Below are 14,011 nucleotides of genomic sequence, written 5' to 3' on the forward strand. Positions count from 1 at the left end.
TCGCGTCAGGCTTCGTAGCGGTCGAGAAAGTCGGCTGCCGGCAGGCTGCGGAAGTCGTTCAAGGCTTCGAACAAGCGGTGATGCGGCCAATCCCACCAGGCCAGTCGGTCCATGCGTGCGCCGACGCCATGTTCGAAACGGTCGCGGATCAGCTTGGCGGGAACGCCGCCGACGATGGTGTAAGGCGCGACATCGCGCGACACGACGGCACCCGCACCGATCACTGCGCCATTGCCAACCGAAACGCCCGGAAGCACGGTTGCGCCATGGCCGATCCACACATCGTGCCCGATCGTCACGCGCAGGCTGCGGCGCTTGGCAAAGAAGTCGGCTTCATCGTCCGCGCCGTCGAAATAGTCGCCGGCGCGATAGGTGAAATGATGCAGCGTCGCACGCTCGGTCGGGTGATTGGTCGCGTTGATGCGCACGGTCGATGCGATGTTGGCGAACTTCCCGATGGTGGCGCACCAGATCGCGCAGTCCTGCATCACGTAGGAATAATCGCCGAGCTCTGTTTCGCTGACGCGCGAACGTTCCTCGATCTCGACGTATCGGCCGAAGGTCACCTTTTCGACCTGAGCGGTCGGGTGGATCAGAGGCGTGTGTTCACTCAGCTTCGGCATTACGCGGCCTCGCGGGCGGAAAAGGCCGAAACGTCGATGATGCGGGTAGCAACTGCTTCGCGCACGGGGATGTCGTGGAAGATGCCAAGAATGGCGGTGCCCACGCCGAGCTTTTCCTTGATCATCGCCACAACGACATCGCGGTTCGCCGCATCGAGCGAGGCAGTCGGCTCATCAAGAAGCAGGATCGGGTGGTCGGTGATGAAGCCGCGCGCGATGTTGACGCGCTGCTTTTCACCGCCGGAGAAGGTGGCGGGCGGAAGCGTGAACAAGGCCGAAGGCAGGTTGAGCCGCTCCAGCATTTCGCCGGCACGGCTGGTTGCCACATTACGCTCGACGCCGCGCGTCACGAGGGGCTCCGCCACCACATCCAGAGCCGATACGCGCGGCACTGCGCGCAGGAACTGACTGACATAGCCGATGCTGTTTTGGCGCAGATCCAGCACAAGGCGTGGGTCGCCGGTGGCCAGATCGGCCATCTCTTGGGTTGTTTGATCGCGCACAAGGATCTGGCCGGCATCCACGGCGTAGTTGCCATAGACCATGCGCAGAATGGACGACTTGCCGACGCCGGATGGGCCGCCCAGCACCACGCATTCACCGGGATGAACGGTAAAGGCGACATTGGCGACCACCGGCAAACGAAGGCCGCCGCGCAGATGCATGGTGAAGGACTTGGCGACGCTCGAAACGTCGAGCAGCGGGGCGGAGGTATCCATGTCTGGCATCTCAGCTCTCATCTTGGTTCTCATCTCAGTTCTCTGGGATCGAGGCGACGAGGAGTTGTGTGTAGGGGTGGCGGGGATCGTCGAGCACGCGGTCCGTCAGACCTTGTTCGACGACATGGCCGCTCTTCATCACGATCATGCGCTGCGACAAAAGACGCGCAACCGCGAGGTCATGCGTGACGATCACCACCGAGAGGCCGAGATCGGCCACCAGCATGCGCAAGAGATCGAGCACGCGCGCTTGAACCGATACATCGAGGCCACCTGTCGGCTCGTCCATGAAGATCAGCCGTGGATGGGTGACCAGATTGCGGGCGATCTGCAGGCGCTGGCGCATGCCGCCGGAAAAGGAGACCGGCTTGTCGTCGATGCGCATGGCGGCGATCTCGACGCGCTCCAGCCAGTCGGCGGCCGTTTGCCGGATGTTGCCGTAATGACGGTCGCCGATCGCCATCAGGCGTTCGCCGACATTGGCGCCGGCTGAAACGCGCATTCGCAATCCATCCGCAGGGTTCTGGTGCACGAAGCCCCAATCGGTGCGGGCAAGAAAGCGGCGTTCGGCTTCGCTGAGATCCTGAAGATCGGGGAAGCGACCGTCTCGCATGCGATAGCGAACTTCGCCGGAACTGCGCTCCATGCGGCCGGAGATGCAGTTCAGCAGCGTGGTCTTGCCGGAACCGGATTCGCCGACAATCGCCACGACCTCGCCCGGCCAGACATCAAAGGAGATGTTTGCGCACGCAACGAAAGCGCCATAGCGCCGCGCCAGATCGCGAATGGAAAGAATGGGTTGCGTGCTCATTCCGCAGCCTCCCGGCTGGTTGAGGCAGTTTCGCCCCCTTCAGTTTGCGGCAGGCCCGTTCCCCGGTGACCCTCAGTGCGGCGGGTTTCGCAGTGATCGGTATCGGAACACACGAACATACGGCCGCCCCGATCGTCGGTGACCACTTCGTCGAGATAAACGTTGCGCGCATCGCACAGGGCGCAATGCGCTTCGAAGCGCTGGATTGCGAAAGGATGATCCTCGAAATCCAGGCTCACCACATCGGTAAAGGGCGGCAGCGCGTAGATGCGCTTTTCGCGACCGGCGCCGAACAGCTGCAATGCGGGCGAGCAGTGCATCTTGGGATTGTCGAATTTCGGGACAGGCGACGGATCCATCACGTAACGATCCTCGACCTTCACGGGATAAGCATAGGTCGTCGCGATATGGCCGTGCTGGGCGATATCCTCGTAGAGCTTCACATGCATGAGGCCGTATTCTTCCAGGCCGTGCATGACCCGCGTTTCGGTTTCGCGCGGCTCGAGAAAGCGCAGCGGCTCCGGGATCGGCACCTGGTAAACCAGGATCTGTCCGGCCTCGAGCGGCGTTTCGGGAATGCGGTGGCGCGTCTGGATGATCGTCGCTTCGGTGGTTTTCGTGGTGGTGGCGACATCGGCGACCTTGGCGAAGAAGGCGCGGATCGACACGGCATTGGTGGTGTCGTCGGCGCCCTGATCGATCACCTTGAGCACGTCATCGGGACCAAGAACCGAGGCCGTTACCTGCACGCCGCCCGTGCCCCAGCCATAAGGCATTGGCATTTCGCGCGACGCGAACGGCACCTGGTAGCCGGGAATGGCGATCGCCTTGAGGATCGCGCGGCGGATCATCCGCTTGGTCTGCTCGTCGAGATAAGCGAAGTTGTAGGCGGGAAGTGCGTCGGTGCCGGTCATTGTGCCGCCTCGCTGAGAGGTGCCTGATCATCGTCGATCGTGGCCGTTGTCGTGTCTTCGTGGAGCTGGCGCAGCAGATCGAGCTCGGCCTGGAAGTCCACGTAATGCGGCAGTTTCAGATGCTCCACGAAGCCGGTCGACTGCACGTTGTCGCAATGCTCCAGAACGAACTCCTCGTCCTGCGCAGGCGCCAGCCGCTGTTCGTCGAACTCATCGGCGCGCAGGGCGCGATCAACCAGGCTCATCGCCATCGCCTTGCGTTCGGAATGGCCGAACACAAGGCCGTAGCCACGGGTGAAGCGCGGTTTAACACCGGCCGAGCCCTTGAACTGCGATACCATCTGGCATTCCGTGACCCGCACGGAGCCGACGGTGACGGCAAAGCCGAGTTCGGGCATGTCGATCTCGACATCCACCATGCCGATGCGGATTTCACCCACGAACGGGTGCGTGCGGCCATATCCGCGCTGGGTGGAATAACCGAGCGCCAGAAGAAAGCCTTCGTCGCCGCGCGCCAGCGCCTGAAGCCGCAGATCGCGATCAACCGGATATTCGGTGGGTTCGCGGGTCAAGTCGGAAGGCTCGGCGTTGCTGAACACATCGGGCTCGATCAGGCCTTCGCCGTTCAGGATGTCCGTGACGCGCGGCGCACAGGCGTCGCTTTCCACGGGCCTGCGATGACCAGGTTCGACCGGACCATCTTCGGTCATCGCCGGATCGATCAGGCGATGCGTGTAATCGAAGGTCGGGCCGAGCAATTGCCCGCCGGGAATGTCCTTATAGGTCGCCGACACGCGCCGTTCGATGCGCATGGTGGCCGTATCGATCGGTGTGCTGTTGTTGAAGCGCGGCAGCGTCGTGCGATAAGCGCGAAGCAGAAAGATCGCCTCGATCAGATCGCCGCGCGCCTGACGCACGGCCATTGCGGCTAGGTCCGGATCATAAAGCGATCCTTCCGCCATGACCCGATCGACCGCGAGCGCCAACTGGCCGGCGATCTGCTCGATCGTGAGACCCGGCACGTTGCGATCGCCACGCCGACGATCCGCCATGAGGCGATGCGCATTGTTGATCGCTGCCTCGCCGCCTTTAACCGCCACATACATGGTCAGTTCTCCATAATGCGGGTGGTGCGCGGCAAGGCAATCAGCTCGCTGCCGCAAACAAGAAGAAGATCGAAACCGAGCGGGAAGAGCTTGGCATTCTCGCCCATTGCAGACGCAAAGCCCTCCGGCAGACCGGCCGGTGCGATGTCGGCCGCGTGTTCGATGCCGGGGCCGTTCAGCGTCAGCCGCTTGCCCGATCGAAGGTCTTCAACCGGCAGAAGGAGCGTGGTCGACCGGTCTGGGAAAGATGATGTGCCAATGGCAAAGTCCGACCATGTTCCAACGGCGCTGCGGGATACAAGAACCGCAAAGGCTGCGTTGGCACGATCGGCGGTGACCGGTGCGCCCGTGTGGAAGGTCAGCCAGGCTGCGGCATCGGCGTTGTTTTGGGCTTCAAAGCAGAGCGGTGTGTCGTAATCGGCCAGTGCTGCAAGAACTGCACCCGCGGCAGGCTCAAGGGGCGCGGGAGCCTGGGTGAGTTGGCCGAGATCGATAACACGACCCGGATTGGCCATTGCATCCATGACCGCGCGGAACACCGTTTGCGAGCCGAAGACCGGATCGGAAAAGCCGCCTTCGTAGATCTGGGTGGAAACCTGCGCGGTCATCAGTCTTCTCCCCGCACCATGGTGAAAAAGTCGACGCGTGTTGCTTCGGTTTCTTCGGCTTGACGCTTGCGCTCGGCGTCCCGCTGAGCGAGCGCCGGTTGCACCACATCCTGTTCGATGCGAGGTGCCCATTCGCTGCGCTGAGCCAAAGCATCGAGATGGGCCACAATCTGCGCCTTGCGCGCATTACGGCCGAGGATGAGCGAATGCCCCACTTCGCCGCTCGCCAATTTGACGCTTGCCCGTGTGACGGATGCTTCACCGAGATTGAAAGGAGCCCCTCCGCCACCTGCGCGACCACGCAGCATGATCATGCCGATTTCTGGACCACGCACGGGCGCAGCGGCCGGAAGATCGCCCAGTGCGTGGTAGCGCTCGGAAAGAAGCACGGGATCACAGGCGGCGAACGCATCCAGCATGCGTTTGCGCTTAGTCGGGACGATTGATGAAGACATCGCTTTCTCCTAAATGTCTATTTGTATAGACAACTAGTCATAGGCGTGTTCTAACGCAGCGATGGTGACGAGCATGTGACACTGTCCGTCACAACAGGAGGAAGCATGGTCTCAGTAGGTGACGGTGTGGCGCGCTGGCGGCGCGTGGCCGATGAAATTAGGAGCGCGATCACCGATGGGACCATCGTCGAGATGCTTCCACCAGAAGTCGACCTCGCGCAGCGATTTGGCGTGAACCGGCACACCGTTCGACGGGCGAAAGCTGCCTTGGCTGATGATGGACTGCTGCGGGCAGAGCGCGGGCGCGGCACCTTCGTCAATGCCGTGCCGAAGCGTCTGGTTTATTCCGTGGGGACGCGAACGCGATTTTCGGAGAACATGCTCAGGCAGTCTCTCGAACCCTCAGGCCGATTGATCCGCTCCGAGCAGGTCGCCGCCGATCGTGACAAAGCCGAGTTGCTGAAGACGAAGATTGGCGCGCCACTTCACCGGCTCGAAAAGCTGTCGGTTGCGGACGGCATGCCCCTGTCGCGTTCAATCTGCTATTTTTCCGTCGAACGCTTCCCCGCCATCATCGAAAGCTACGCCGAAACCGGCTCGATCACGCAGGCTTTGCGGATGTGTGGCGTTCATGATTACCGTCGAGGCGAAACGCGGCTGACGGCGGAGCGGGCGTCTGTCCGAGATATCGAACTCCTGAACTGCGCGGCCGATGCCATCATGCTGATCTCTTCCGCACTGGACATCGATCTTGACGGCAAGCCGATCCAAGCGATCCGCACCAAGTTCTTGGCCGATCGGATGGAACTGGTTTTCGGCGGCTCATGAACAGAACAAGCAATGATCTATGATGCCTTGGCAGACAGCTTGCTGGTGGAGAAACGGCAGGTTCAAGCATCCGTTCAACAGCCGAGAGGGTCATTGTGATTGACTGACTTCCTGACCGCGTCTGGCAGTCCGCTTCAGTGACAGGCAGCGGCGTGACATCGTGGAAACAGGAACGGCAAGGCAACCGATAAGCTATGTAAAGCCGGACGCTTTCATGGACCTGACACGATCGGCAGCCAGAGCCAGAGCGCCATGAGGGTTGCGAGAAGAACAGGCGGGGTCAGAACAAGGCCGACCTTCATGTACTGGCCCCAGGTGATGCGCTGCCCCTTGCCGGCCAGCACATGCAGCCAAAGCAGGGTGGCGAGCGAACCGATCGGCGTGAATTTCGGGCCGAGATCGTTGCCCACGACGTTGGCGTAGACCATCAATTCCTTCGTCATGGAATCGAGGGTGGCGCGGTCGATCGCCAAGGCGCCGACGAGGGTTGCAGGCATGTTGTTCATGACGGAGGCGAGCGCCGCCACGACAAAGCCGGTGCCAACCGTTGCAACGAGCGTGCCCTGGGTGGCAAGCCAATGCAGGACGCCCGCCGCGATGTCGGTGAGCCCCGCGTTGCCCAAACCGTAGACCACGAGATACATGCCGATCGAAAACAGCACGATTTGCCAGGGCGCATCGCGCAGCACTCTCCCAAGCGGCACGACGGCACCGCGCCCAGCCGTGAACCAGCGTCCGGCAATCGCCATGAGAACAAACGCTGCGGCACCCGTGACGAACGCGATCGGGACACCCAGGGGGCCTGTCACGAAGTAAGCCACAAGCAGCAGGCCGAGCAGCGGAAACGCCGCACGGAAAACCGCATGATCGTTGATCGCCGATGCGGGCAGCTCAAGCTCAGACACCGCGTAGGTCTGCGGTATGTCGCGCCTGAAATGGGCCCACAGCACCAGCAGCGTTGCGGCGAGCGATACCAGGTTCACCGGCACCATGACGGCCGCGTAGCGTCCAAACGAGACATCGAAGAAGTTGGCTGTCACGATGTTTACGAGGTTGGACACGACCAGCGGCAGCGAGGTCGTATCGGCCACGAAGCCGCAGGCGACAACAAAGGCGAGCGCGGCGGCGGGCGGGAAGTTCAAGCGCAGAAGGATCGCCAGAACGATCGGCGTGAGGAGGAGTGCGGCGCCATCATTGGCAAAAACGGCGGCAATGGCTGCGCCGAGCAGGACGGTGAGGGGAAACAGCCGCCGCCCGTTTCCACCGCCCCAGCGCGCGACATGAAGTGCGGCCCAGGCGAAAAAGCCCGCCTCGTCGAGGATCAGCGAAATGATGATGAGCGCAACAAAGGTAAAAGTCGCGTCCCAGACGATGGTCCAGACGATGCCGACATCCGCCCAGCCAACCACGCCAGTCAGGAGGGCAACGGCTGCACCCGCAAGCGCGGACCATCCGATGCCCAGATTGCGCGGTTGCCAGATGACGAGAACGAGCGTGGCGACGAAGATCGCAAGGGCGAGCATGGAAGCGTCCGGGGGGTTGAGGGTCAGATGGAGCGCTGGTTGACGCGCCTGGAGAGTTCTTCGGCGTTTTCGACGCGTTCGGAATAGCGGTCCGTCAGGTGAGCGGAGCGGCCGCGCACGAGGTAGGTGAACTTCACCAGTTCCTCGCACACATCGACGACACGGTTGTAGAGAGCCGATGGCTTCATGCGCCCGGCCTCATCGAATTCGAGGAACGCCTTTGGAACAGAGGACTGGTTGGGGATCGTCACCATGCGCATCCAGCGTCCGAGGATGCGCATCTGGTTCACGGCATTGAAGCTTTGCGAGCCGCCCGAAACTTCCATGACAGCCAGCGTCTTGCCCTGCGTCGGTCGCTTGGCGCCCAACGCAAGCGGTATCCAGTCGATCTGGACCTTCAGGATCCCCGTCATGGCACCATGGCGTTCCGGGCTGACCCAGACCATGCCCTCGGACCACTCGGCGAGGTCCCGCAGTTCCTGCACCTTGGGATGGTCCGGCTCCGCTTCATCAGGAAGCGGCAGGCCATGGGGATCGAAGGTCCGCGTCTCGCAGCCGAACCAGCGCAGCAGCCGCCCGGCTTCTTCCGACAGAAGGCGCGAAAAGGATCGCTCCCGCAGCGAGCCATAAAGGATGAGGATGCGCGGGGGATGCGTGGGTTCGCCATCCAGGCCCAGGGCGGCTGGATCGATCGGGCGCAGTTGCTCAAGATCGATGTTCGGCAGGTCCATCGCCAGGGGATCGGTCATCCAGGTGTTCCGGATACAGCCACCGTTTCACCATCCTCCTTGGTGAAGGTCGCGACGGGACGGTCGAGAAGCGGCAGCACTTTTTCGGAGGGACGGCAGAGGGCCGCGCCCTTGTCAGTCACGACGATCGGCCGGTTGATCAGGATCGGGTGGGCCATCATCGCCTCGAGGAGATCGTCATCCGTGAGGGATGCATCCTCCAGGCCAAGCTCGGCGTAGGGCGTGCCTTTTTCACGAAGAAGCTCGCGCGGCCTCATGCCCATGGCGGCGAGCAGTTCGATCAGCTTGTCGCGGCTCGGCGGGGTCTTGAGATACTCGATAACCTGCGGCTCCTCGCTGGACTGGCGGATCATCTCCAAGGTATTGCGCGACGTTCCGCAAGCGGGGTTGTGGTAGATCGTGACCGGCATGGTTTCCTCAGGCAACATGGGGATGGGGAAGGGCAGCGCCTTCGAACGGAGCGATCTCGTGGACTCGGGATGTCAGGCTCGCTCGTTCCAGAGTGGCAGGCTTGGCCGAGTTGCCCTTGCAAAGAAACAAGACGTTCAAGGGTCGGGTGATCATCAGCCCATCTCCGGTGTGCAGGTGGCGGCGAAGTCACCGAGATTTCCACAGATCTCAGGATTTCCTGAACAGCAGTCCTCGGTCAGAAATGCCAGAAGCTGGCGCATGTCGTCATAGCTTGCTGCATAAAGGATGCGCCGGCCGTCCCTCCACGAGCGCAGAAGCTTCGAGCGCTCCAAGATGGCAAGATGGAAGCTCATCCTTGTGGGCGGGATAGACAAGGCATCCGCTATCTCGCCTGACGGCATCCCATTCGGCCCGGCTCGAACCAGCATGCGAAAGGCAGCGAGGCGGTCAGCGTGGGCGAGAGCGGAGAGGGCGGCTACTGCTGAAACATCATTCATATATGCTATTATACAAATAATGTTGTAGGATGCAACTCAGCTAGTCCGCCGGGCAGCCGAATTCAGGCAGCAGCTTCATTCGACAAGGTTTTCGGTGGCGTCATGCGCACGGAGGAGGTCACCGAATGACGCACAGCCAAGTTGCTGCCATCTCAGGCAGGACGCTGGCGCAAAAACCATGAATTTACACCGCTCTGTCATCTAACATGAGCACAAATGCTGTATTCTGCCGGCATTTGACATGACAGCGCATCCGAACTTGACAGAAGCAGCCCCCGCTATTCCACAAACCTCAGGAACCGCTGCACAAGCTGGTGAAGTGTTCCGCGCCTTCTTCAAGCTTGGACTGACCTCGTTCGGCGGCCCAATTGCGCATCTCGGATATTTTCGTGATGAGCTTGTGGTGAGGCGTAAATGGATTGATGAGGCAGGCTATGCTGACCTCGTTGCACTCTGCCAGTTTCTTCCTGGGCCGGCTTCCAGTCAGGTAAGTTTTGCTCTGGGACTGTTACGCGGTGGCCCATGCGGAGCCTTTGTCGCATGGGCCGCTTTTACTCTGCCTTCGGCCATTATCCTCGTGCTGTTCGCCTACAGCGCGGCGGTGTTTGATGGTCAAATCGGCACAGGGTTGCTGCACGGTCTCAAAGTTGTTGCTGTGGCAGTCGTCGCACAAGCTGTCTGGGGCATGGCGCGAACACTTACGCCGGATCGAGAAAGGGCGAGCATTGCTTTGGCGGCTGTTCTGATCGTCGTTTCCATGGCCGGTACGATCGGACAGATTGCAGCTATCGTCGTTGGCGCGCTTGCGGGGCTTTCGCTTTGCCGGACGGCTCCGGCTGCCGCTCCCGGGCATTTGAAAATCCCCGTGTCGGAACGAGCAGCAGGCTTTTCTCTTGTGCTGTTCTTACTGTTGCTGATTGGGTTACCCGTTCTAGCAAGGGCATTGTCGTCGCAGGGGCTGGAGTTGTTTGCCTCCTTCTACCGGACAGGCTCGCTCGTGTTTGGCGGTGGGCATGTGGTTCTTCCCCTGCTGCAATCAGAAGTGGTTGGGCAGGGTTGGGCAGACGAAAACGCCTTCCTCGCGGGATATGGTGCAGCGCAGGCCATCCCGGGTCCGCTATTCACCTTCGCAGCCTATCTCGGCGCAGTTATGAAGCAGGGTCCAAACGGTCCAGTCGGTGCTCTGATCTGTCTGCTGGCAATCTTTTTGCCAGGCTTCTTGCTCTTGATAGGTGCACTTCCGTTCTGGGGCCGGTTCCGCTCACAGTCCAGTATGCAGGCGGCAATGCGTGGAGCCAATGCAGCCGTGGTGGGACTGCTGGGCGCCGCGCTCTATGACCCTGTTTGGACAAGTGCCATCCTCGGCCCTTATGATTTTGCGCTTGCCCTGACTGGTTTTGTTATGCTGACGCTCTGGAAGGCTTCCCCGTGGCTCGTGGTCTTGTTCATGGTGCCGAGCGGGTTGGGTCTGAGCCTACTGACGACGCCCGTCCCGTAAAGGCAGTTACGCTGACAGGCTTAGCTCCCGCCAGCTCAAGATCGGCGTAGACAGTCGCTCTTCAAGAGCAGTGTTACCGGTCTGTCGATGCGGTTTGCAGGTCTGCCAAGGCTTTTGAAAAAGCACTCGAGAACTCTGCAGCGAAATCTGCGGCCAGCGAGGATACGGGGGAGAAGTTGGGTAGGATGATCGACCATTCGAACTGAATGGATGGACGAAACGGTCTGACCTGGATGTTGCGCCACGGCAAATGCATTGCAGTGAAGGGATCGACGACCGCGCAGCCGAAGCCGGCGTCGACCAGGCCGCACAGCATCATGGTCAGCGGGCTTTCCATGCGGATCTTGGGAACGCATCGATGCGTCACCATGACTGCATCAAACGACCGCCGCATCGAGGATGACGAGGCTAAGCCGACGAAGTCCTGATCGTGGATGTCTTGGGGATGGATCACGTCACGGTCCAGAAGCGGGTGTCCACTTGGTGCGATGAACACGGCTTCCATGGGTGGAATGTCGAGCGTCGTGATGGCGGAATGGGGAATGCGCTCATGCACGATGCCCAGGTCGCACCGGCCGGTGATCACCCATTCCAGCACCGAAGGGGAGGTCATGCCATAGAGCGTCATGTCGACGGCGGGGCGTGCCGCTGAAAACTCCGCCGCAACGCTTGGAAGCAAGCTTGTCGCGAGCGCAGGAAGGGCCGCGACCCTCAACTCGCCACCCCGACGCTCCCGAATGTCCTTGGCAGCCTTTTCGATTCGGTTCAGCCCGACAAAGGATCGCTCTACCTCTCGATAGAAGCTGATGCCTTCCGAGGTTGGCAGCAGCTTGCCGCCTTTGCGATCAAACAGCTTCAACTGGATCGCATGCTCCAGATCGCCAAGAAGCCGGCTGATCGCAGGTTGCGTAACACCCATAAAATTCGCGGCTTCCGTTGCCGATCCGCTCAAGATCACGGCACGAAATGCCTCTACCTGCCGGCTGGTGATCATTCACGCCTACTTCTTAATCGATATAACATTGGGTAATGGACTAGTCACGAAATTCGATTTGACGAATGTCTCCGAGTTTAGAACACTTCGCAAGGAGCAACGACAACACAGGGGAAATTCAATGCGCTTTCAGTCCAGCATCCGCCTTCTCTGCACCACGGCAGCCTTCGCCATCGCCGCGACGTCCGCTGTCGTCGCTCAGGAGAAGACGCTTTACGTTGCCGCCTATGGCGGATCCTACGAACAACTCATGCGGGAACAGATCTTCCCTGAGTTCGAAAAGCAGCATGGCGTTCGGATCGAATACACCGCCGGCAATTCGACGGACACCCTCGCGCGCCTTGTCGCCACGCGTGCCAATCCTCAGATCGACGTCGCCATCATGGATGACGGCCCGATGTATCAGGCGATCGCGCTTGGCCTGTGCAAGGACATCGAAGCCGCACCTGTTTATGACGACCTTTACGACACCGCCAAGATCAGCGGCGGCAAGGCAACCGGCCTCGGCGCTGTTGCAACCGGGCTGATGTACAACACCGAATACTTCAAGGAGCAGGGCTGGGGCGCCCCGACCTCTTGGGCGGATCTGAAGGATCCGAAATATGCCGGCAAGCTGGTGGTTCCACCGCTTTCCAACACCTACGGCCTGCACGCATTGGTGATGGAAGCCGAGCTTGGCGGCGGCGACGAGCGCAACATCGATCCGGGCTTCAAGGCTTTCAGCGAGGAGATCGATCCCAACGTCCTCGCTTATGAAGCCTCGCCCGGCCAGATGACGTCGCTGTTCCAGAGCAAACAGGCCGTGCTTGGCGTGTGGGGTTCGGCGCGCATCAACTCGCTCGCCAACACCGGTTTCCCCGTGGAAATGGTTTATCCGAAGGAAGGTGCCGTGTCGCTTGGCATCATCGGCTGCCCGATCGCCGGCCGCGAAACGCCGGAAGCCCAGGCTCTGCTGCAATATCTCCTCAGCCCGGAAGTGCAGGAAAAGGTTGCGAAGGGCTATGGCTACGGACCCGTCAACAAGAAGGCCAAGCTGACCGAGGAAGAAGCCAAGGGCATTCCTTATGGTCCCGAGCAGGTCGGCAAACTGCGCGTGATCGACTGGGACTATGTCAATCCGGTCCGCGAAGAGTGGAACACGCGCTGGACGCGTGAAGTCGAAGGCTGATCATCGATCTGATCACTTCCCGCTATTCCGCCAGACCGGCGGAATAGCCTTTCCTTTGAATGGTAACGATTGATGAGCTTCCTGAAAATCGAGCGCCTCACCAAGCGCTATGATCACATCACTGCGGTAGACGGCATTTCGCTGGAGATCGAACGGGGGGAATTCATTTCGCTGCTCGGTCCGTCAGGCTGCGGCAAGACGACGACGCTGCAGATGATTGCCGGCTTCACCGACGTGACGTCCGGCCGGATCGTGCTGGATGGCCGCGATCTCGCCGAAGTTCCGCCGGCCAAGCGCGGTCTGGGTCTGGTGTTCCAGAGCTACGCGTTGTTTCCGCATATGACGGTTGCCGCGAATGTCGGCTTCGGGCTGGAAATGCGCAAGGTCAATCGTGCCGATCGCGACCGCAGGGTCGCCGCAGCGCTGCAGCTTGTTGGCCTGTCATCGATGGCCGATCGTTATCCGCGCCGCATGTCGGGTGGACAACAGCAGCGCGTGGCGCTGGCGCGGGCGCTTGTGATCGAGCCAAACCTGCTTCTGCTCGATGAACCCTTGTCCAATCTCGACGCCAAGCTGCGCGACGAAATGCAGGGCGAATTGCGCGACATTCAGGAGCGCACGGGTCTCACAACCATTCTTGTGACCCACGACCAGTCAGAAGCCATGGCTCTGTCTGATCGGATCGTTGTTTTGAACAAGGGCGCCATCGAGCAGGTCGGACCGCCCGAAGCCGCCTACAAAACGCCGTCGAGCCATTTTGTTGCGAGCTTTCTCGGCCGCACCAACACGCTGGAGGGCAATCGCGAAGGGCCAAGCGTTTCGGTCAAGGACCAGCGCTGGACGGTCGGCGAAGACGGGAACTCAGGTCCGATCCTCGTGGCCGTACGGCCGGAGCGCATCAGCTTCGGTGAGACAGGCCTGAAGGGCATTGTGCGCAAGCGCGTTTTCCAGGGAAGCCAATGGTTCTTCGAGGTCGAGAGCGAGGCCGGCCCCATCGTCGTGCTGGCGCCTAATGACAGCCGTCGGCTGCCTGGCACCGGCGACACTGTTTGCCTCGCTTGGCAGGCGGAAGACATGCGCGTCCTTCCACGCGACCGGGCGGTGTGA

17 protein-coding genes are annotated in these 14,011 nt (G+C 60.9%); 4 read left to right on the plus strand and 13 right to left on the minus strand.

From position 1 onward, the window contains the following. Window positions 1–5: 5 nt before the first annotated feature. The 7 genes from JYU29_RS02415 to phnG are packed head-to-tail and all read right to left on the minus strand — an operon-like array spanning window position 6 to window position 5,236. Window positions 6–623, minus strand: a complete 618-nt coding sequence (locus JYU29_RS02415) for a DapH/DapD/GlmU-related protein (protein ID WP_213983162.1) — start codon at window positions 621–623, stop codon at window positions 6–8. After that, window positions 623–1,351 (minus strand): phosphonate C-P lyase system protein PhnL, encoded by a 729-nt coding sequence (gene phnL / locus JYU29_RS02420; protein WP_213983163.1) that lies wholly within the window; start codon window positions 1,349–1,351, stop codon window positions 623–625. The genes JYU29_RS02415 and phnL overlap by 1 nt, the downstream gene beginning before the upstream one ends. Window positions 1,352–1,376: 25 nt before the next feature. Next, window positions 1,377–2,153 (minus strand): phosphonate C-P lyase system protein PhnK, encoded by a 777-nt coding sequence (phnK, locus tag JYU29_RS02425; protein WP_213983164.1) that lies wholly within the window; start codon window positions 2,151–2,153, stop codon window positions 1,377–1,379. Beyond that, window positions 2,150–3,067: an alpha-D-ribose 1-methylphosphonate 5-phosphate C-P-lyase PhnJ gene (locus JYU29_RS02430; RefSeq protein ID WP_213983165.1), complete on the minus strand. Its 918-nt coding sequence runs from the start codon at window positions 3,065–3,067 to the stop codon at window positions 2,150–2,152. The genes phnK and JYU29_RS02430 overlap by 4 nt, the downstream gene beginning before the upstream one ends. Then, the gene (locus tag JYU29_RS02435) at window positions 3,064–4,173 is read right to left on the minus strand and encodes a carbon-phosphorus lyase complex subunit (protein ID WP_213983166.1); all 1,110 of its coding nucleotides are present in this window, start codon (window positions 4,171–4,173) and stop codon (window positions 3,064–3,066) included. The genes JYU29_RS02430 and JYU29_RS02435 overlap by 4 nt, the downstream gene beginning before the upstream one ends. 2 nt (window positions 4,174–4,175) lie before the next feature. Then, window positions 4,176–4,781 (minus strand): phosphonate C-P lyase system protein PhnH, encoded by a 606-nt coding sequence (gene phnH / locus JYU29_RS02440; RefSeq protein WP_213983167.1) that lies wholly within the window; start codon window positions 4,779–4,781, stop codon window positions 4,176–4,178. Continuing rightward, window positions 4,781–5,236, minus strand: coding sequence for a phosphonate C-P lyase system protein PhnG (gene phnG, locus JYU29_RS02445; protein WP_213983168.1), 456 nt, complete (start codon window positions 5,234–5,236; stop codon window positions 4,781–4,783). Before phnG ends, phnH begins: the two co-directional genes overlap by 1 nt. Before the next feature lie 105 nt (window positions 5,237–5,341). On the opposite strand from phnG, the gene phnF reads away from it, so the two are divergent. Next, window positions 5,342–6,064 (plus strand): phosphonate metabolism transcriptional regulator PhnF, encoded by a 723-nt coding sequence (gene phnF, locus JYU29_RS02450; protein WP_213983169.1) that lies wholly within the window; start codon window positions 5,342–5,344, stop codon window positions 6,062–6,064. A gap of 212 nt (window positions 6,065–6,276) precedes the next feature. Here phnF and JYU29_RS02455 read toward each other — a convergent pair whose 3' ends face one another. From JYU29_RS02455 to JYU29_RS02475, 5 genes are read right to left on the minus strand one after another with little or no spacing between them, the layout of a single operon-like run. Next, on the minus strand, window positions 6,277–7,587 hold the full coding sequence (locus tag JYU29_RS02455) for an arsenic transporter (protein WP_213983170.1): 1,311 nt from the start codon (window positions 7,585–7,587) through the stop codon (window positions 6,277–6,279). A 23-nt stretch (window positions 7,588–7,610) separates the two neighbouring features. Continuing rightward, complete coding sequence (gene arsH, locus JYU29_RS02460) at window positions 7,611–8,336, minus strand: arsenical resistance protein ArsH (RefSeq protein ID WP_213983171.1); 726 nt, start codon at window positions 8,334–8,336, stop codon at window positions 7,611–7,613. Continuing rightward, window positions 8,333–8,746, minus strand: a complete 414-nt coding sequence (gene arsC, locus JYU29_RS02465) for an arsenate reductase (glutaredoxin) (RefSeq protein WP_213983172.1) — start codon at window positions 8,744–8,746, stop codon at window positions 8,333–8,335. Before arsC ends, arsH begins: the two co-directional genes overlap by 4 nt. A gap of 7 nt (window positions 8,747–8,753) precedes the next feature. Beyond that, on the minus strand, window positions 8,754–8,900 hold the full coding sequence (locus JYU29_RS02470) for a hypothetical protein (protein ID WP_213983173.1): 147 nt from the start codon (window positions 8,898–8,900) through the stop codon (window positions 8,754–8,756). Next, window positions 8,900–9,244 carry an ArsR/SmtB family transcription factor gene (locus JYU29_RS02475; RefSeq protein ID WP_213983174.1) on the minus strand — a complete coding sequence of 115 codons (345 nt, stop codon included), beginning with the start codon at window positions 9,242–9,244 and terminating at the stop codon, window positions 8,900–8,902. The genes JYU29_RS02470 and JYU29_RS02475 overlap by 1 nt, the downstream gene beginning before the upstream one ends. 241 nt (window positions 9,245–9,485) lie before the next feature. Between JYU29_RS02475 and chrA the strand changes: the two genes are divergently transcribed. Further along, a complete protein-coding gene (gene chrA / locus JYU29_RS02480; protein ID WP_213983175.1) occupies window positions 9,486–10,742 on the plus strand; it encodes a chromate efflux transporter in 1,257 nt (418 codons plus the stop codon). A 73-nt stretch (window positions 10,743–10,815) separates the two neighbouring features. Here the strand turns inward: chrA and JYU29_RS02485 are convergent, their stop codons facing one another. Next, the gene (locus JYU29_RS02485) at window positions 10,816–11,736 is read right to left on the minus strand and encodes a LysR substrate-binding domain-containing protein (RefSeq protein WP_213983176.1); all 921 of its coding nucleotides are present in this window, start codon (window positions 11,734–11,736) and stop codon (window positions 10,816–10,818) included. 121 nt (window positions 11,737–11,857) lie between these two features. Here JYU29_RS02485 and JYU29_RS02490 point away from each other — a divergent pair, with 121 nt between their 5' ends. After that, entirely contained in the window at window positions 11,858–12,904 is a 1,047-nt protein-coding gene (locus JYU29_RS02490) for an ABC transporter substrate-binding protein (protein WP_213983177.1), read from the plus strand. Window positions 12,905–12,976: 72 nt separating this feature from the next. Then, on the plus strand, window positions 12,977–14,011 hold the full coding sequence (locus JYU29_RS02495) for an ABC transporter ATP-binding protein (protein WP_213983178.1): 1,035 nt from the start codon (window positions 12,977–12,979) through the stop codon (window positions 14,009–14,011).

Source organism: Tianweitania aestuarii (assembly GCF_018457165.1).
GTDB lineage: Bacteria > Pseudomonadota > Alphaproteobacteria > Rhizobiales > Rhizobiaceae > Tianweitania > Tianweitania aestuarii.